At 57.7% G+C, this 18,740-nt stretch carries 14 protein-coding genes; 13 read left to right on the forward strand and 1 reads right to left on the reverse strand.

Going from position 1 to position 18,740, the window contains the following annotated elements; translation table 11 throughout:
- Positions 1 to 1,392: 1,392 nt before the first annotated feature.
- The 8 genes from GGD63_RS16695 (at position 1,393) to GGD63_RS16730 (ending at position 9,433) form a co-directional block, all read left to right on the forward strand.
- Positions 1,393 to 3,192, forward strand: a complete 1,800-nt coding sequence (locus GGD63_RS16695; RefSeq protein WP_409334071.1) for an HrpF/NolX family T3SS translocon protein — start codon at positions 1,393 to 1,395, stop codon at positions 3,190 to 3,192.
- Positions 3,193 to 4,079: 887 nt separating this feature from the next.
- Positions 4,080 to 4,376, forward strand: coding sequence for a hypothetical protein (locus GGD63_RS16700; RefSeq protein WP_183243850.1), 297 nt, complete (start codon positions 4,080 to 4,082; stop codon positions 4,374 to 4,376).
- A 71-nt stretch (positions 4,377 to 4,447) separates the two neighbouring features.
- Positions 4,448 to 4,681 carry a nodulation protein NopA gene (locus GGD63_RS16705; protein WP_100233319.1) on the forward strand — a complete coding sequence of 78 codons (234 nt, stop codon included), beginning with the start codon at positions 4,448 to 4,450 and terminating at the stop codon, positions 4,679 to 4,681.
- A 115-nt stretch (positions 4,682 to 4,796) separates the two neighbouring features.
- On the forward strand, positions 4,797 to 5,687 hold the full coding sequence (locus GGD63_RS16710; protein ID WP_183243852.1) for a hypothetical protein: 891 nt from the start codon (positions 4,797 to 4,799) through the stop codon (positions 5,685 to 5,687).
- A 33-nt stretch (positions 5,688 to 5,720) separates the two neighbouring features.
- Positions 5,721 to 6,260: a hypothetical protein gene (locus GGD63_RS16715; RefSeq protein WP_183243853.1), complete on the forward strand. Its 540-nt coding sequence runs from the start codon at positions 5,721 to 5,723 to the stop codon at positions 6,258 to 6,260.
- 2 nt (positions 6,261 to 6,262) lie between these two features.
- Positions 6,263 to 6,691, forward strand: coding sequence for a M48 family metallopeptidase (locus GGD63_RS16720; protein ID WP_183243855.1), 429 nt, complete (start codon positions 6,263 to 6,265; stop codon positions 6,689 to 6,691).
- Positions 6,692 to 6,699: 8 nt separating this feature from the next.
- Positions 6,700 to 8,817 (forward strand): type III secretion system export apparatus subunit SctV, encoded by a 2,118-nt coding sequence (gene sctV / locus GGD63_RS16725; RefSeq protein ID WP_183243857.1) that lies wholly within the window; start codon positions 6,700 to 6,702, stop codon positions 8,815 to 8,817.
- A 31-nt stretch (positions 8,818 to 8,848) separates the two neighbouring features.
- Positions 8,849 to 9,433 (forward strand): tetratricopeptide repeat protein, encoded by a 585-nt coding sequence (locus tag GGD63_RS16730; RefSeq protein ID WP_246785521.1) that lies wholly within the window; start codon positions 8,849 to 8,851, stop codon positions 9,431 to 9,433.
- A 793-nt stretch (positions 9,434 to 10,226) separates the two neighbouring features.
- On the opposite strand, the gene GGD63_RS40175 is transcribed toward GGD63_RS16730, so the two are convergent.
- Complete coding sequence (locus GGD63_RS40175; protein ID WP_091881765.1) at positions 10,227 to 10,412, reverse strand: hypothetical protein; 186 nt, start codon at positions 10,410 to 10,412, stop codon at positions 10,227 to 10,229.
- Between the two features lie 1,113 nt (positions 10,413 to 11,525).
- Between GGD63_RS40175 and GGD63_RS16735 the strand changes: the two genes are divergently transcribed.
- The 5 genes from GGD63_RS16735 (at position 11,526) to GGD63_RS16755 (ending at position 18,539) form a co-directional block, all read left to right on the forward strand.
- A complete protein-coding gene (locus tag GGD63_RS16735) occupies positions 11,526 to 12,236 on the forward strand; it encodes a hypothetical protein (RefSeq protein ID WP_246785522.1) in 711 nt (236 codons plus the stop codon).
- Positions 12,237 to 12,552: 316 nt separating this feature from the next.
- The gene (locus GGD63_RS16740) at positions 12,553 to 14,001 is read left to right on the forward strand and encodes a pitrilysin family protein (protein WP_246785523.1); all 1,449 of its coding nucleotides are present in this window, start codon (positions 12,553 to 12,555) and stop codon (positions 13,999 to 14,001) included.
- Positions 14,002 to 14,060: 59 nt separating this feature from the next.
- Positions 14,061 to 15,428 (forward strand): pitrilysin family protein, encoded by a 1,368-nt coding sequence (locus GGD63_RS16745; protein WP_183243859.1) that lies wholly within the window; start codon positions 14,061 to 14,063, stop codon positions 15,426 to 15,428.
- Positions 15,429 to 17,010: 1,582 nt separating this feature from the next.
- Positions 17,011 to 17,760: a hypothetical protein gene (locus GGD63_RS16750; protein ID WP_091956594.1), complete on the forward strand. Its 750-nt coding sequence runs from the start codon at positions 17,011 to 17,013 to the stop codon at positions 17,758 to 17,760.
- Between the two features lie 59 nt (positions 17,761 to 17,819).
- Entirely contained in the window at positions 17,820 to 18,539 is a 720-nt protein-coding gene (locus GGD63_RS16755; protein ID WP_183243861.1) for a hypothetical protein, read from the forward strand.
- Positions 18,540 to 18,740: the final 201 nt, after the last annotated feature.

The raw sequence follows: 18,740 nt of genomic DNA on the forward strand, positions 1-18,740 counted from the left end.
TGGCCGATGCCGCAGGGTGGCGCAATAAACGTCCAAGCCGGAGCCACTGATGCGAACCAGAATTCTAGCCAGCAGCATCGGTGAGCGTGCTTTGCCACTCTAGCGCCTCATGCGAGCTTTTGAACAACTCCACGAAGTCCGTCATGCAAATGAGCTTCGTCGCATAAGAATGAAAGCCACTCCGTTGTCCAAAAGGAGGAACAGGATGGACTTCAACGCGCTAAGCCGGGCGGACAACAGCCCAGCGTCCCGCCGCCGGTCCAAGGGAGTTTGAGCGTGAACTAATGGCATTGCATGAAATACCCGAATACAGCCAGGACCTAATTGGGCAGGAACTCGGAGGCAGCATCGCGTGTCGAGCCATCGTTGAGCGGCGGCGAGCGGTCCAATTCCCAACAGCCGATCGCTCAACACCGCGCGGACGCCTCCGATCTCGGAGTTTGGCAAGATCTTGAGTCTTGGCTCATGCGGGCCCGGTCACCTCACGCTAGGCCGTCTCGAGCTGGGCCCACATTGCACGCAGGGGTTGCTCCGCCGGAAATTGGAGATTTCGCCATGGCGAACGGTCGTCGCGCCAAGAACGACTGGGTCTTCACTGGCCAAACAGCTACGCCCGCTCAGATCGAAATGCTAAGAAGCCGCGATCTCAAACCTACCAGGGGTATCCGGACAACAACGTTCACCATTCTGGGGTGTGCCTCACACGGCGGAATGGCGAGAAGAAGGTTTTATTCGTCTCAAACCGTCGCTGGACCCTTGCCTTTGACCTGTAGGTTCGAGCGAACACTCGCCAATCGGCTAAGCATGATGACATGAAGAATGCGGAGTGCAGCTGAGCTTCGATCCGCTCGGGGCAATAGGGTCCTCACAATACCGTCGGACTCTTTCGAGCATCTACGCAAGCGCCAACACTCTCGTTGGGCGCAGGCGCGAGGTCGCTACCCGTGGGTGATTTCACCATAAGATGCTGCGGAGACCTGCGACGTTGTTTCACGAATCAGCGCACGTGACCATCCGCAGAGCGGCAGACACGGCCTCGCTAATCGACCTAGTTGGCCCGGAGGCGAGCGATCGAGCATAACAAGCAAGCCGATTCCGATATCGAGAACCGATCACCGCCTCTCACACCATCATTGCGCGTCTCGTTGTGAAACCTCTGAGCGCCGTCAGCTTTTGGAAAGCTAATCGAACCTACCATGTGGCGTGAATATCTAGACGGCGATGTGCCTATAGATTGTAGCGGAACCGAGCGCTGGGGGCGCACGGAGCAATCGGAAGCGAGTGGTAGGAGCCATCGAAGCCTATCGACATTTCTTGCTCGTTGCTCGTCGCGATTCTCGGGCTGCGCCACATGACCGGCTTGTGGTGCGATCTCAAATCAGAGGACGTATAATGTCAGTCAACAACCTATCGCTAACCGCCAGCTCGAGTTTGTCCGGGCTGTCCCCCGGGCCCTCATCGGCGCGGGATCTTTCAAACTTCGAGGCGATGCTGGCTAGTTTCTCGTTGAAAGACAATGCCGATGACCGTTCCACTCCACAGGATCCGCCGGCTGCAGACTCGGCCAAGCAGCTGACGGAGGAACTCACGAAGGAGGTGCGGAACATCCTCCCGCCGGAGATCAAGGCCGCACTGGACGCATGTCAGCAGGCCCCAGAGCCATCCTCCGCGGAGTCCTCCTCCGCTGCGAGCGCCCCGAAGATTGCAGAGGCACCCGTACAAAGCTCCAGGATCACGTGGAACAGCGGCACGCTGACTGATGCCGAGCTGCAGATTGTGTCGGTGCTGAACCGACACAAAGACAAATGCCCGCTGGATTGGAAATCTCTTGGAGATTTGGCCAACGATCCCTCCACACCGCCGGATCTAAAGGCGGCGATCGAGGCTCTGCAACTAGACCCAGAGCTCTTCTATGCGATAGGCTCGCAAGGTGACGGCCGCTGCGGCGGGAAGATCAAAGCAGGTGATCTCTCCGGCTTCTCCGATCACCACCCTCAGGTTGCTGCTTTCCAGGAGCGGCGGGCAGAGAGCTATACGCAAAACTACATCCCTTCCGACGGCACCCGGAATGGCGAGCCATCGGTTATGACCCAGACCGATGCATTGCGCGAGCTCTATCGCTATGCCGACAACCTGCCTAAGAACCTGAGCCTTGCCGATTTCAAGCGGATCGTCGACGGCGAAGCTAAAACCGGCAAATGCCCGCCACAGGTCCTCGCGGCCGCTCAATACTTCCTCGACCACCCGGATGAATGGAAGCAGTTGTACGGTGGCTCGATAGATAAGGTCCACAAAGAGGACTTCCTGCAGGTTGCTTCATCATCGATCAATCTCACGCAAGCCGAGCTCGATACGCTCAATACGATCAGCAAGAACAAAAACGCTTTCTTCGGGAAGGGTGACCTGACCCGGGAAAAGCTGGCGAGCATGGTCGATGATAAGAGCCTCGCGCCCGAGGTGCGAAAGGCGGCCTCCCAGCTGCTCTCCGATCCTGTGTTGTTCGGGTTGATGAACAACGCGATTACGGGCTACAAAACCCACCACAAGTTCTTCGACTTCGGTGGTGGCCATACGGTCGATTCCGGCAACATCAGCAACAGCGACTTCAACCAGTTCTTCAACAACATGTCGGGTGCGAACCGCACCGTTCACCAAGTGAAGACGCATGCCGTCCGAACGCCTGCCGAGCAGGACGCGGTCGCGGACATGGCGATGGGCATGGCAGACCAGCCCGACATCAAGTCTCCCAAAAAGAACGGTGGCGCCTTCATGCACGCACTTAATGACGTGCTCAAAGTTGGCTCTAAGGTATTCGACTGGGCCGCGACGGCAGTCGGTGTACTTGGCTTCATTCCAGGCTTGGGTGAATTGGCCGATCTGGCGTCAATGGTGCTCGAAGCCGAGGCGCAAGCTGCAAATCTTCTTCACACTGCCATCAGTGGTGGCAACATAAAGCAAGCGCTGGAAGAAGCCGGGCTGAGCCTTGCGGCACAGGCGGTGGGCTGCATCGCCGGACCTGAGGTCAAATTAGCAATGCGAGAAGGCTTGGTGAAGCAGGCAATTCAAGAAGCCGCGACGGCCGGCATCAACCTGCCGGTTTCGGTGGCCCAGTCCTACGCGGAGGATTATCTGAATAACCTAAAGGCTCGCATCGAATCCGAGCGCTTGCAAGCTGCAGGCGCTAACGCCTAGGCGGAGCGACGCTATCTTCTCAGGATCACGCTGGAAACGCTAATGAGCTTGCGCGGCCTCCGCGCGGTTGGGCCTCTCTGCCGAGCAGTAGGTCGCGCAAGCTCTACCAGCATACTTGAGACCGCCCCCGAATCCGAGGAACTTATTTCGGCTCTTCACTGCGTACAAACTATGTTGGCCGCACTCGGTCGTTCGAATCCGACCTCAAACCAAGTCTGCCGCTGTGAAGTTCCATCGACTGCATACGCCGCCTGTCAAGATCGCGATGCATTAACACTACGCGACAGCCGGCCGCAGCCGCGGAGCCTGCCGATTGCGCAAGGATCGAGAGCACATTGGTCCAGAGCGGTAGAAGTCCGAAGGGCTCTTTCTCGACTGGCGGGCTTCTGCTCGGTCTCCCTGAAAGCAGGTCGCGATTGACGGATCTGCTATGGGCCCGCCAGGACCGAGGGACCGCTCTTGGCCGCTGAATCGGCCGTCACTCTGGCTTTCCGCCTCGCTCCGACCAGGTCAAGCTCCATGCCGCTTCGCCTGACTGCAAGCAAATTGTCGAAAGAGCTCGGAGGCATCGCAAGGGACGTGAGCCCGAGATTACAGCACGTCGGCCTCAAAACGTTTTTGTTAGTGGTGGCTTTGGTATTCCGCTTTGAAGCTTTCGAAACGATGAGCAACGTGCTCACCCGATCAAGCTTCACAAACGATTGTTATCTCCAGCTTTCGCGGGCAACTTGTTCAAATACGGTCGGCTGGTGAAGACGTATAATGATGATCGACCATCGGCTCATTGCATTTTCTACGACTCGTCAGCTTGTCGAAAGCTAACACTTGCATAGTGGAGGGCGGAAACTGCCTCCATTGGCACGATCGAATTGACATAGGAGAACCCGATGCGCGTTACGAGCTCTAGCGCCGCTGGGCACGTTGATGCTGACCTCCATGCGGCTGGCGGCAAAAGCGGCGGCAAAAAAGGATCTCACAAGCCTGGCGAGCGCGACGATCATGCCCGATCGCCTGATGCAAACATTCCCGTAAACGGCGGCGCGTCCACTCCGGGCGGCAACTCGCACGAAGCCGCTATGCAGCAAGCGTTCAGCGCCGCTTTGGGAGCCGCTGCTCTCCAAGTTGCGAATAGTGCAATGAGCCATTTCGACGATGTCATGGCCGAGACAGAGGAGGATTCCTGACATCGCATGTTGCGACGTTAGGAAATAGGAGCCGCACGTCGCGGCGAAATTCGAGCACACAGGAGAATAGTATGTCTAAAAATGTTGGTGCGTCTCATACCTCGACTGCAGGTGGAGCAGCCGGCACTGCTACTGCTGCCGCCGCTTCCACGGCTGCTGAAGCTGCTGGAGAGGCGGCATTCCAACGGCAAATCGCCGCCCTGACTTTGACCAGCACAAAGGCTGCTGAGAGGGATGTGGAACTTCGCGTCGTCTCGACCGAGCTCTCGACCGTCAAGAAAGCGGCCGATGAGCGGGTGCAGTAAGGGATGAGATGGGGCGACGTCGCCGCCCCACTTTCCCCGGCTGCTTAGTCTGTGAAGTCGCACGGGCCGTACGGTTTTGCCGTACGGTTCCGTTCGCTGTTCAGGAAACCGACCCGTGAATGAACCAAATTGCCCGCATTTCGAAGTGTTGTCGGGGTGTTACTCCGGGCTGACAAGTAAAGTGGGGGTCGGATCGTGTCTGATTGGCAGCAGCCTCGATGCTGACTTGATCTTCGTCGAACAAGGCCTCGAACCGCACCATCTTCGTGTCACCCCCCATTCCAATTCAATTGAGATCGAGGCCCTTGCGAGGGACGTTAGGATCGAGGGGCACGAGACTGTTTTACCGAACGAATCCATTGTTGTCCCTCTTCCCGTCGTTTTGCATGCCGGGGCGATGTCCATTCGCTGGACGATCGAGGACTACAAACAAGCTGGCTCCATCGACCGCCGGCATATATCGCTCGCCTTTCTTGCTTTGGTCCTGATCAGCTCTGCCGCGGTTGGCGCAGTCTCACCCAGTTTTGTCCAGACCGACACCACCGTGGCGTCAAGTCCGTCGTCCCCTGCTCCGGACATTGCGCCCAAGCTGGCGCTCAGCGCTCCTGATGCTCTGGCCACCGATGCAGCTGCCGAACGGTTGCAAGAGGAAGTTGACAGAGCGGGCCTTGTCGGCATCAAGGTCGGCTCTGGGGCGGGCGTCGTCACCGCCGATGGCACCGTTACGCCCGCCTCGCTCGCCACATGGCGAGACGTCCAGCAGCGGTTTGATCACAATAGCAATGGCGCTTATACGCTCGTCAATGCGGTGGCTATCAAGGATGAGAAGACGCCTCCCGCAATTGGGGTCCAAGCTGTTTGGCGCGGGAGCGACCCCTATATTGTCATTGCTGGTCAAAAGTATTTCGTCGGCGCGCTCTTAAGCAATGGATGGACCGTCTACGGGATTGAGGAAGGGCGTGTTCTGCTGAGCCGGGATGGCCGGCTTGCCACTCTACCCTATTAGCGTTTTAGGCCGCAGGTAAGGAAGCAAAGTGCCATGACTAGGCTGCCCCCCAATCCCGTCGAGCCCGGCACCTCTTTTCAGGAGCCAAACGTTGATCATCATGCATCTGCCATCACGCCGGTCAATTCTCGAGCCAAGTCCATCTGGATTGACCGGACGCGTGGCAATGATCCCAAGAGCCACACCTCACTTTCTCGTCATAGTGACGTGCCGGATCGGTTGGTGGACGCCACGATCAAGAGCGCGCTCGAGCTCAGTTCGATCGATGCAGTTTCGCGCATCAATCTAGACGAGGCGCGCGCCCCGCCAGGTCAGATCGAGCCAAGCTCGGAACTCGCTTGGCTTAATGAGCCCAATCTCGCGCACAGTCTGCTCTCCTTCGTGACGCCGCGCTTACGTCATTCGCATGTTCTGCGTCCAGAGCAACACGGCCTTCTTCTGGAGCGTTTGGCTGATACGCTATCAGCCGCGCCAGAAGATTTGGTGCCACGTGAAGGGGCCGCCCTTCTGCAACTGGAGCTGCAACGTTTAATCCTGCTCCGGCAGAGTCACAACGGCTTGATCAAAGGCTAGCAATGGTCGTGCCAGACAAAGTGCAACACTTCACATCTACACAGCCGCCGATCGTTTCCGAAGCCGGCGGTATCGAGCTGATCTCCGGGCCGGAGCGAGATTTGCTCTGCGTGCTTTCTTATGTCTACCTTGCGTGCGGACAGAGCGCCAAGAGCTTGGCTCTGTTGCGGCTGGTCGCTCACGAACAGTCTCAAGACATCGGCCTGCTCCGCATCCTGGCCTACGCTCTCATCTCGGAGCGTCGCGGTGACGAAGCACTGTCGGTATTGGACAGGCTTGACAAACTGGATGACGAGCCGTCTTCGTGTCCGCCCTTGATGCTGATGCGCAGCCACGCCCTGCGCCACGCTGGCCGCATGATCGAAGCGCAAGCCGTCTTCAAACGCTATGTTTTGTTGCGGGGCAGCACAGCTGCAATCAAACAACAATAAGGCTTCTCATGGCCAACCTTCTACGAACTCTTATCACGCGCGCGCCGGCTCACCCGGATTTGATGGTCGCGTTGATGCTTCTTCTGGCGATCGGAATGATGATCATGCCGATCCCGATCGTCATGATCGATATGTTGATCGGCTTCAATCTGGGGTTTGCCATATTGCTGTTGATGGTAGCCCTGTATCTCAACACGCCGCTCGACTTTTCGTCCCTGCCGGGCGTCATCCTGATCTCCACCGTCTTTCGTCTCGCTCTTACCGTTGCAACGACGCGACTGATCCTCGCCGAGGGCGATGCCGGCAGCATCATTCATACGTTCGGCGATTTCGTCATATCCGGCAACATCGCCGTCGGCATTGTCATATTCCTGATCGTGACCATGGTGCAGTTCATGGTTCTCGCCAAGGGCGCCGAGCGGGTGGCGGAGGTATCTGCGCGCTTCACGCTCGATGCGCTGCCGGGCAAGCAGATGGCGATCGACGCGGAGCTGCGCAACGGCCATATCGATCAGCACGAAGCCCGCAGCCGGCGCGGCGCGCTGGAGCGAGAAAGCCAACTGCACGGCGCGATGGACGGCGCTATGAAATTCGTGAAGGGCGATGCCATAGCCGGATTAATAGTCATCTGCATCAACATGCTGGGTGGCATCACGATCGGATCGCTCTCCAAGGGCATGTCCCTCGAGGAGGCGGTGCATCATTATACCATCCTGACGATCGGTGATGCGCTCATTTCGCAGATTCCGGCCCTGCTGCTGTCAATTACAGCCGCAACCATTGTCACTCGTGTCAACGGTCCTTCCAGACTCAATCTCGGCGCCGATATCGTCAACCAACTTACGGCCAGCACACAAGCGCTACGCTTGGCCTCCTGTGTCTTGCTTGTGATGGGGTTCGTTCCTGGCTTCCCTTTGCCGCCCTTTGTCATACTGGCCGCGCTGTTCTCCGCTGCCAGCTTTCTCAAGGTTGGCGTGCAAGAGGGCAAGACCGCTCTCAAGGCAGGCGCCGGTCCCACCGGTTCGGCTCCCGCTTCCGCACAAGGTCAGAAGCAAACCGTGCCCGTGGAGGCACTTCCGATTACGCTGTTGCTAGCGCCGAGCCTGATGCAGGCAATCGACGTAGGGGAACTCGAGCAGTGCGTCGCACGGGTTTCGGCACTGGTTTCAGCTGATCTTGGCATCACAATTCCACGCATTCCCGCCCAAAGCGCACAGCACCTGGCCCAATCGCAATTCCGGGTGGATGTCGAAGGAGTGCCGGTGGAAGAGGGCGCCATTGACCCGACACAACTCTTACTTAACGACGACGTGGCGAACATTGAACTGAGCGGGATCCCCTTTTGGCAGGACCCAGACACGAATCGGATCTGGATCGAACAAGGCCATGCGCCCGCTCTCAAAGCTGCCGGAATAGGGCACCACCGTCCGAGCGAAATCATCGCCTTGCGCGTCCAGTCGACGTTGACACGCTATGCACAGCGCCTGGTGGGCATTCAGGAAACGCGTCAGCTGCTTAGCCGGATGGAGCAGGAATATGCCGATCTGGTGAAGGAGGTGCTGCGCACGACACCGATCCCTCGCATCGCGGATGTGCTACGTCGCTTGCTGGACGAGGGCATCCCGATCCGGAACACCCGCTTGGTTCTGGAGGCGCTTGCAGAATGGAGCGAACGGGAGCAAAGTGCCGTACTGCTCACCGAATATGTGCGCTCCGTTCTGAAGCGGCAGATCTGTCACCGCTATGCCAACGCCCATCGTGTTGTGGCGGCCTTTATCGTCGAGCGTGAGACCGAGGATATCGTGCGGGGTGCGGTGCGCGAGACCGCTGTCGGTCCCTACCTCGTTTTAGAGGATCGGCAAAGCGAGATGCTACTTGCACAATTTCGCCAGATCCATTCGAGCATCGCGCGCAGTCAGAACCAGCCAGTTATCCTGGGCTCGATGGATATCCGGCGCTTCGTCCGCGGCTTTCTCACCCGCAATGGAATAGACCTACCTGTTCTCTCGTATCAGGATCTCGCCTCGGATTTCACCGTCCAGCCGATTGGCTCCGTCAAACTTGCGCCTGGCAAGGACAAGACTCCTACAGGCGGGCATCGTGACCTCCTCCCTGCGGCCGGCTGACGAGCACAGGTGTGGGGTCGTGAGGTCGCTTATGAATTCATGTAAGATCAATCTTCTGCGGCGCTGGCGTAACTTTCGTCGCCATTCGTGCTCGGCCTTTCTCCCCATGCTTGCCATTGTGCTGCTCGCGGGTTGCGCTAACTCGCACACCTCGGGTCTTTCACAGCAGCCGACGTCTACGGCAGAGCTGGTTGGGGCCAAGGAGGTCGATCCAGCTATGCGCGAGCGCATCTCTCACGCCCTCGGTCGGGATGCTGACGAGAAGGCGTTGCGCGCTGCGCTGAAGCAACGACCGGACAATGTCGATGCGGCGATTCCCCTTGCGCGGGGCCTGCTGATGCGTGAAAGCGCTGATGAGGCGCTTGAGGTGCTCGACAACATCTTGCTTGCAGCACCCGGCGACCTGCGCGCACTGAATGCCAAAGGTGTTGTGCTCGATCACGAGGGCCGCCATCACGAGGCGCAAATGCTATACCGCCAAGCTCTGGCAATTGACCCAGCAAATCTGATGTTGAGCAACAATCTCAAGCTGTCGCTCGCCCTTGAAGGGACGACGCAGAACGGCAATCCGGACCCACAACTGCAAGCGGATGGCCGGCACGCCCCGCACCGTTAGAGGTAGTCAACGAACAAGAGCGGATCGCAGTTGCTCGGTGCCTGTCTTTCAGCTTACCGACAGCTAGCCGATTATCAGCCGCCGTGGAGGTTCAAGACTTAAATTCCCTGCGAAGAGATATCGTTCGTACAATGAAACCGACATGTATAACCAGGATCAGTAACCCAACCACACGCCAAGTGTATCCGCGACGGATGAATGAGACGACCCACGAACATGGCTCAGTACTGAACTGATAGTCAAACGTTTCCAGGACATAGTCTCTACTAAGAATTCGGCGCCATCGAATTCTTCCTCCGGGTCGATCTTCGATGGCAACCCGCCGTACTCGCTCATTTCCAAGCCGCCAGTGGTTGATATCTCAAAATCTTAAGTTTGTTGGATGAGATGAAAGCACCTCGACGATAGATCTCAGCGTCACTCATCCGCTGGCCAATAACCCAGGCGATATCCTCCTGGAACGTCAGCTCCGGCTCAATGGCGACGAACCGCTCGTCCTCTCTACACATCCAATCGCCCAGCGAAAGCTCGCGCAGCAGCGTTGTGTTTTGCTGAGGTAAGTGACTCGATGATGGCGCTTAATCCCGCCAAGCAGGGCGACAAGTGGAACAAGAACAAAGATGCCAAATCCGCGAGCAGGCAGCTTATATCTTTGCCGCAGCTCAAGACAGTAGCGCCAACGCCGACATGATTTCACGACGGCTGGCTTGCGCAACCGGATCACCTGGCCACCGTTCGCCCTCGTGAACCTTACTTATTGTTCGATCGTGGATCTGCGAAGCGCCCGCTGCCGTTAACGAAAACATGCGGCCGAGGAACTAAAGTATCTCTCGAGCTCCGCGATCGCGCGCTCCTCCCACTCTGCAGCTTGCGCTAGTAATGAGTCCCGTTGGATTGGCCGAAATGCGGCGGACTGACGGCACAACGAAGCTATCGCGCGATAGCGGCGCACGTTTTCCATAACGGCCGGTCCGGTCATGTGTGGATCTCCTCCCCTGCTATCCCGGGCGAGAACTTGCTCGAAAACCATTTTCGATCCGTTAGCGGTCGGAGTGGAAGGCGTGAATGGTTGGCAGAATCTTGTCGGCATGAGGGGGACCGACAATGAACGTCTTCCACAAGGAGCACATCCACATAAAACCCGGCTCGGCAGTGCTCCATCCGGGCACTCCTGCACCCCGTTGCCTCAGCTTATTGGTTGGATAGCGGAATGTAGAAATAGCTAACGGGAACGAGGCACGTTTCGGCTTCCAATCTCAATCAGACGACTGTGATCTGGCCTGTCTTTCGAATCCTCAGGAGTAATGAGCAATCCGTTTATTGGTGATTTGAAGGACGAAGAGGGCCGGTGCTTTGTCAGCATCCCTTTGCCTCCTTAAACAGCAAACGGCACACAACTGTGACTTCCTCCGTCTCATCGACGCTAGGGAGACTGAGCAGTTGTTTACCTCGCCGGTCGACAACCGAAATGCTGCTTAGGGACAAATCCTCTTAATCTCGCAACACTAGGCGATCTACCAGCTCGTGTAGGTAATCGCATAACCTTCCGTGGCTCGGTTTACTTGATTTAGCAGTGCGCTTGCGCGGCGGGAGTACACAGGGATTCATTCGCCGCAAGTTCCTATTGGAGCGAGGCTAACGGCCGGGATCTCCTGGGACGTAGACTAACCACCCCATGGTCCACATCTGATTAGTGCCCGGGCCTCCCATCCGACGCCACGTGTGCCGCTCATTGTGCTTCAAACCGTGCCGCAGTCCTCCCCCTCAACAGGCGGCGTCGTGGATCTGCTGAAACTATGGTGCCTGTCAGCATGGCGGCGCCGCCGGAGTCAGGTGAGGCCGTGTTGGACCGGCGACTAGCAATGACGAGTGTCCCCGGTTTTGCGGCCGTGTGCATCACGAAAGGCTACTGCGCCATTCAAGAGGAGGCGTCAGCCAGCCGAAAGGCCTCTGGCCATCAGCCTACCAAAACAGGGAGACGACGGCATCTCTTGTTTGTTTGTAGCATATGCTGTGCGAGCGTACGGCTGACAACAGATGACAACAATGTTGCGCCGGAGCGCTCGCACGATAAGAGATTAGGGGCACTCGGATGATCACGCCGTTTCGACGGAACTGGAGTCCAAAAGAATTATTCGATGCTCTTACGCCAGCAATGTTCGCCGCCGAGCCGTCGGCTGTCCGAGAACGTTGGGACAAATTGTGGCCTGATCTGTACACGGAATATGACGCCCGGTATCTAAAACAAGAATTAGTGGCGCGAAATCTTATTGCTTCCGATGAAGCTGCGGCATTCTTCAACGCTTGGGCGATTGACGAAGAGCGCCACACCGACGGATTCATCCGAATCATTGAACTTGTTGCTAACGGGTCCGAAAAGGATCTTCGGGCGAGATTGGACGCCCGAACGCATGATTTTGGTCCGATCGCTGAACACCTGAAGGACGAATTCTCCCTAATGGTTATAATCGCGTTTGATGAGATGTGCACTTGCCGCGCCTATGCGGCAGAAAAGCCATTTTATGATGCCCTTGGGAACAACACGTTCCATCATTGGCTGCGGGAGGTTATTGCCGACGAGGCGGTCCACTCGATGAACGCTGTTAACGTTATCCGCGCACGCTATCGCGACCGCATCGACCAAGCCGCCACAATTCTCCATAACCTAATCCGCGCGTCGCATAATCTACGCTATTCTGGCACCTTCGTCCTAGACTATTTCGGCGCAGTGTACTCCAAGGAGCTGCTCGCCGACTCCCGCCTCGCGACCCTGAGAAATATTGCCAAGCCACTCATCGTGTAAAGCGAGATGTGTAACAGCGAGCCTGCGTAAAGTGCACTGGCGCCATATCGCCGCTCAATCCACCCTTTCTGCAAGTTTCCATTCCGTCAGTTGACGCCAAGTTGTCCTGACGCATTGTGCGCAATGTCGTGTTCACGACTGTCGACGGTTCACCTTTGGCCAAACAATTATGCGCCGGTTGTGTTTTGTGTCCAGTTGAGGTGCGCGCGGCTCTGAGCACGCCATTCGGCAATTGGTCCGGTTTTTGCTCTGCTGTTTTCCAAAACGACCTGCGGCTCCCCGCTTATCGGATTTGCCCTGCAACGAAGGCGATGCCATGAAGAACCGGATTTCGGTCACCGCCAAGGCGGGAAGTACCGCCGCTAATGCCTCCGAATCGACGAGGCGCACGGCGCCGGCGGTCGAGCACAGAATAGATGATCACACTGAGGTATACCTTCCCGATGAGGATAGCGTCTTTGCCGACACGATCAGATCAGATCGACCAGCTAGCTTCACGCTTCAGAACGGCCTGCATGTGGTCGTGATCCCGGATCATCGCACACCCGTTGTGACTCAGATGATCTGGTATAAGGTCGGTTCCGCCGACGATCCGCCTGGCAAATCGGGGCTTGCGCATTTCCTCGAACACCTGATGTTCAAGGGCACCTCCAAACATCCGGCGAACGAATTTTCCAAGGCCGTGCTGCGCGCGGGCGGCAATCAGAACGCCTTCACCGGATTCGACTACACCAGCTACTTCCAGCACGTGCCGCGCGAGCACCTCGGCAAGATGATGGAATTTGAAGCCGACCGCATGACCGGCCTCACTCTCAAAGATGAGAACGTGCTGTCCGAGCGGGACGTCGTACTGGAGGAATTCAATAAGCGCGTCGCCAACCATCCAGGTGAACGGCTCGCTGAGCAGATGATGGCGGCGCTTTACCTCAACCACCCCTACGGTCGCCCCATTATCGGGTGGCGCCAGGAAATCGAAAAGCTTACCCGAGAGGACGCGGTTACCTTCTACCAGCGATTCTATGCACCGAACAACGCGATCCTGATTGTCGCTGGCGACGTCGCCCCCAAGGAAGTCCGCTCGATGGTCAAGGAGACGTTTGGCGGCATCCCCACGCAACCATCGATTCCCCTGGAACGCCTGCGGCCGCAGGAGCCGACGCCGGCCGCGCCGCGCACAGTGACGTTGGCCGATCCCCGCGTCGAGCAGCCAGCCCTGCACCGCTATTATCTCGTACCGTCGGCTCGCACCGCGGCCGCAGGCGAGGGTCCAGTGCTTGACGTGCTCGAGCAGTTGATGGGCGGCGGCGTCAACTCATATCTCTATCGCTCGCTGGTGGTCGAAAAGCAGCTCGCGGTCACTGCCAGAGCGCGCTACCACTCTGCCGCGCTCGATCCCTCGCTATTCGAGATTTCTGCCATACCAAAACCTGGCGTCAAACTCAGCCAGATCGAGCGCTCCATCGACGAGGTAATCGCCGACCTTGCACGTAACCCCGCGAGCGCCGAAGATCTCGAGCGGGTCAAGACGCGTTTGATCGCGCAGGTAACCTACGCCCAGGACGATCAGGAAATGCTCGCGCGCTGGTATGGCCGCGGCCTGACAACGGGACTATGCATCGACGATATTCGAGGCTGGTCGGACGGCGTCCGCGCGGTCGGTGCACAGCAGGTGCACGGGGCCGTGCGGAAATGGCTCGACATGAAACGATCGGTGACCGGCTATCTCATCAGAGAGTCTACGCCAAAAGACGGGGAGAAGCCCTAGTGATCCATCCTTGCACACGACGTGGGATCCTCCTCGGGGGAGCCTCGCTCTCAATCGCGATGCTCGCTTCGCAAAATTCACTTGCCGCCACGCATGCGCGGACCAGGATCAAGCGGCTGGTTTCGTCTTGCGGTATCAAAGCATGGTTCGTCCAAGATTCTACTGTCCCGTTGATCGCGATGGAATATGCCTTCACCGGCGGCGCGACTCAGGACCCCCCTCAAAAACCTGGCGTAGGCCACATGGTTGCTGGCCTCCTCAAGGAAGGTTCCGGCCACCTTGACTTCAAGACCTTTCATGAACGGCTCGACCGTCGTGCCATTGAGCTAAGCTTCCGCTCGACCCATGATCAATTCCGCGGTGCCTTGCGCACGCTCGAGGACAACGCGGACGAGGCCTTCGACCTTTTACGGATGGCGCTAACCTCGCCGCGTTTCGACGCGGCAGATGTCGAACGGATCCGTGCCACCGTGCTTGCGCGCCTTCGGCACGACTCGACCGATCCTTCGTCTCTGGCCAATCGCAAGTTCTTCGAAGCCGCCTTTAACGATCATCCTTATGCTCGCCCTGTCCGGGGCTCTCTGGAAAGCGTGCCGAAGATCGAGGTCGGGGATCTCAAAGGCTATCTCCGACGCGTGATCGCAAAAGACACACTCAAAATCTCGGTGGTCGGCGACGTCGATCCAGGGGTCCTCTGCACACTGCTCGACAAGACCTTTGGCGGCCTGCCAGCCCAAGCGGACGCCACGCCGGTTCCCGAAATCGTGGCAGCAAAGCCGCCGCACCGGGTCTTCATTCCGTTCGACGTGCCGCAGACGGTTGTGACTTTTGGGGGTCCAGCCGTCCGCCGCTGCGACCCCGATTTCATGGCCACCTATGTCGTCAACCACATCCTCGGCGGCGCCGGCCTGACGTCGCGCCTGTTCCGCGAAGTCCGCGAGAAGCGCGGACTGGCCTATTCCGTCCGTGAGCACCTGGTCTGGTTGGATCGTTCAGCCATGTTTCTCGGCAATAGCGGCACCTGCGCCGATCGTGCCGGCGAAACGGTGGAAGAAATCGAGAAGCAGGTCCGCTACATCGCCGAGGAAGGACCGACACAGCAGGAACTCGATGATGCAAAGTCCTACCTGAAGGGCTCGCAAGTGCTGACTCTCAACACATCATCAAAGCTTGCGCGAAGGTTGCTGCGGCATCAGCTTGACCAACTGCCCATCGACTATTTCGAAAAGCACAACGCCGTGGTCGATGGGGTGACGTTGGAGGACGCCAAGAGAGCAGCGCGGCGGCTGTGGGGCGAGGGTCTGCTCACAATTATCGTCGGCCGCTCCCCAAAGGACGCAGCGCAGCCGACCACCGTGCCATCGGGGACCACGCCCGCGCCAGGCGCCGAGCAGCTAGACGCCGCCCCGACGGCGCCACCCAATTAACCTTCTAGCAGCCCGAGCGCTTAGCAAGCGCCTCCCTGTTGCGCGCAGAGTGCGTCTAGCCACCGCGCGGAGATATTTGCTCGTCGGGCAGTGACCATGCGGCCGGTCGAGTGCCGCTTTTGCTCAATCTCGTTGCCAAACAAGGCGGCAGTCCGGCTTGAAGTCATCAGGGTAACGATATGCAAATAGCGATATCACCAAGAAAACGGCCCCAGCGAGGGCTACGCTGAGACGAGCTTCCACTGTGGTCGTGCCATTGGGGAATGGCTCGGACGTAGAGATAACCGCTTACCAAATGGCTTGGTCCTCATTCTTTTCAGTTCCGGCTTAACCAGCGATGCCCGGATCGGAGCTCTTCGCAGTCCCAGGGGATCGCTACTTTCGGCGGCCTTCAACGGCAGCTATGAGGTTGATGCTTTCTGTTTCCACGCCTCCCCTCATTTGCAGTAAGTATCCGCCTTAGTCGCGTTCAGTTGTGCTCGAGCTGCCCTGCCCTGGTAGGCTGGCGCTCTGTACCGTGTCGCCAGCGGGATCGACGCCTACAGCAGAAACTCAAGGGGGACGCCTGGCAACGCTTCGGTGGTTGTCCGATATGAAAGCGAGCGTGATGCCGCTTTATGCCGAGGCCGAATATGCAGACGAATTATCTTAAAGCGCGACCGTCCAGAAGAACGAGAACTGGACGCGCACCTAGCAACCCAGTTCAGGCGCGCTTGCCTAGTAGTGGTGATCAGAGTGGGCGCTTCAAACCGTAATGTACACCGCCCCCAAGGAAGCGGCCCAGCGAGAGCGCACATGCGCCAGCCCATCGTTCATCCGTAAAGGTTCTTCTGCACCCGCACCACGCAGCGTTATCGGCGAAATCTGCGCTCCGGTTCCGATCGCACGACGCCGGCTTCTTTTGACGGAGCGTCCTCAATATCGCTTCGCGAGCGATGTTGAGCCGCCGGCCGAGGCCCCGCTCACCCTTCGATCTTGTTCTCCATGACACTTTAATCTCGCCTCGGCGCGAGCAGCTGCATGCTTGCCATTTGCGTCACCAGCCCGCTTCAGCGCTCAGCAGAGTGAGAGCTCGTCGTTCAGGGTCATCTCTCGGTAATTGACCAGCCACTTCGCTATCTGCCGAAACGACGATCTGAGCCAGCAGACCTTGGATGATCTGCCAAGCCATAGCCGAACAGCGTAGCACCGCCTCGATTGCACTTCCACCAGCTCGCAGTCTGACGCTACGTAAGATTCGGTCGCTTCATGCCAATCTGGATAGCGGCAGCGATATATATATAACCTATGGCAATCGCGAACGACCACCACAGGCAACAGTTGATTCTTGGTGGTGCGCATTTCCAGCCGCCCACAAACCTCACGTAGATCACCAGTACAAGTGATTTACTCCCCACTCTCAGCCCGCATCGTCGTTGCGATCCAACGACGTCACTCGCTTGATGTTGAAAAAGTTCATCGGTTGCAGAGCTCTCGCATCGAAGGTTCATTGCCCCTTCTTTCTGCCATGTTCGCACCCAAAGCAGAGACGCGCCGGTGCGCACTTTGCGCGCGGCAACAGCGAGTATCTCAGGAGATTTCCATGGTGAAGCCAGTTGTAATTGTGGTCGGTGCGGACAAGGGAGGAGTCGGCAAGACGACCGTATCACGAACGCTACTGGACTACTTCAGCGTCAACAACGTGCAAATACGCGCATTCGACACGGAGTCGCCGCGGGGAACGCTGAAGCGCTTTTATCCCGAGATCACCGAGATCGTCGACATGACGACGACGGCTGATCAGATGAAGATCTTCGATACCCTAAACTCAGGGCTGTCCGTCACTGTCATCGATGCTCGCGCAGGATTACTGTCCTCTGCGTTGGCTTCCTTGCGCGACATCGGATTTCTGGACTCGGCGCGGTCCGGCCAGATCACGTTTGCCGTATTCCATATCCTGGGATCATCCATCGCTTCGCTAGACGAGATCGCGGAAACCGCGACGTTCATGAGCGGCGCAAAGTACTACCTGGTCAAGAACTTCATCAACGACACTCAATTCTTCCAGTGGGATCAAGCGACCTATAATTCCTATTTTCACCGCATCAAACATGCGACTGAGTTGGTCATACCGAAGCTTAACGAGATGGCTTATGAGCAGGTGGAAGTCGCATCCGTCCCATTCATAGACTTTGTCGCAAACAAGGGGCGGAACGATGAACCCGCGAACAACTCGTTCGTGCTGCGCGGCTATGTCCGGCACTGGCTGGCAAACGTCTGGAGCGAGTTTGATCGCATCAACTTGACGGAATTGGCCGGCGCCAAGTCCGCAACCCGGGCCGGCGAGAAGTAGTCGCATATTCGGCGAGCTCAGGTTGGGCCCACGTACGAAACAAAATTGATCTGCTGGCTATGTTAGCGACCCCCATCTACATCATCTGCTCTCCTAGCCCGCAGGTCGGTAAAACTCTCATCGCTCGGGCCATGAGCGAGTTCTTGTTGCTGAAAAACGGCACAGCGCTGTCGTTTGATGTCAACTTGAAAGAGCCGTCATTGCTCGACTACCTCCCCAATATCACGGAGACCGCGGATGTGATCGACACTTACGGCAAGATGCAGCTGATGGACCCTCTTATCATCCACGATCGGGTACCCAAGGTAATCGATCTCGGCTTTCACGCCTTCGACGAATTCTTCAAGATGTGCGAGGAGATCGGCTTCATGAAGGAGACGGCCCGCTGCTATGTCGCTCCTATCATCCTCTTCGTCGCGGGCGCTGACCGCATCTCCTTTCGCGGTTATGAAATGCTGCGGCGGCGAATTCCGCCGGCATCGCTGGTCACCGTCCACAATGAATTCGTGCTGCGCGGCGAATTACCTGAAGCGATGGATGGCGAGCGGGTACTTCGGATTCCCGCGCTTCCGCTGTTCCTCAAAAGATATATAGATCGGCTTAGCTTTTCCTTCACTGGATATCTGCGCAACGAGAAGGACTGGTCCACCGAGCTGCATCAATGGATCCGACGGAACTACAGCATGTTTCGTGATCTGGATACGAGTGTGATGCTGCGAAACGCCTATCGATCTCGGGGCACGGATATCGACAGCCTACGTTCCACAAGGGCTACTTGAGATTCCGATCTGCCTGCCAGCTATTCGTCCGGCTATGAGCAGTCTTCAATAGCGTTCTCAACGCGACGCGAACGCATGAATTGCGGTGTACGAATCTGCAGTGGATTGCCCATCTTTACCGTGATCGTCCGCACCGATCACGCGACCGGCGGGACGGCAGCTCATTGGCCGAATAGCTCATGCAGACACGCCCGTCCTCGA

It is taken from the genome of Bradyrhizobium sp. cir1, from assembly GCF_014198245.1.
GTDB lineage: Bacteria > Pseudomonadota > Alphaproteobacteria > Rhizobiales > Xanthobacteraceae > Bradyrhizobium.

Excerpts from the sequence above, each read along its gene's own strand:
- GGD63_RS16700 (WP_183243850.1), top strand. The coding sequence starts at position 4,080 with ATGCGCGTTACGAGCTCTAGCGCCGCTGGGCACGTTGATGCTGACCTC.
- GGD63_RS16735 (WP_246785522.1), top strand. The coding sequence starts at position 11,526 with ATGATCACGCCGTTTCGACGGAACTGGAGTCCAAAAGAATTATTCGAT.
- GGD63_RS16715 (WP_183243853.1), top strand. The coding sequence starts at position 5,721 with ATGACTAGGCTGCCCCCCAATCCCGTCGAGCCCGGCACCTCTTTTCAG.
- GGD63_RS16745 (WP_183243859.1), top strand. The coding sequence starts at position 14,061 with ATGCTCGCTTCGCAAAATTCACTTGCCGCCACGCATGCGCGGACCAGG.
- GGD63_RS16730 (WP_246785521.1), top strand. The coding sequence starts at position 8,849 with ATGAATTCATGTAAGATCAATCTTCTGCGGCGCTGGCGTAACTTTCGT.
- GGD63_RS16750 (WP_091956594.1), top strand. The coding sequence starts at position 17,011 with ATGGTGAAGCCAGTTGTAATTGTGGTCGGTGCGGACAAGGGAGGAGTC.
- GGD63_RS16740 (WP_246785523.1), top strand. The coding sequence starts at position 12,553 with ATGAAGAACCGGATTTCGGTCACCGCCAAGGCGGGAAGTACCGCCGCT.
- sctV (WP_183243857.1), top strand. The coding sequence starts at position 6,700 with ATGGCCAACCTTCTACGAACTCTTATCACGCGCGCGCCGGCTCACCCG.
- GGD63_RS40175 (WP_091881765.1), bottom strand. The coding sequence starts at position 10,412 with ATGACCGGACCGGCCGTTATGGAAAACGTGCGCCGCTATCGCGCGATA.
- GGD63_RS16705 (WP_100233319.1), top strand. The coding sequence starts at position 4,448 with ATGTCTAAAAATGTTGGTGCGTCTCATACCTCGACTGCAGGTGGAGCA.
- GGD63_RS16755 (WP_183243861.1), top strand. The coding sequence starts at position 17,820 with ATGTTAGCGACCCCCATCTACATCATCTGCTCTCCTAGCCCGCAGGTC.
- GGD63_RS16720 (WP_183243855.1), top strand. The coding sequence starts at position 6,263 with ATGGTCGTGCCAGACAAAGTGCAACACTTCACATCTACACAGCCGCCG.
- GGD63_RS16695 (WP_409334071.1), top strand. The coding sequence starts at position 1,393 with ATGTCAGTCAACAACCTATCGCTAACCGCCAGCTCGAGTTTGTCCGGG.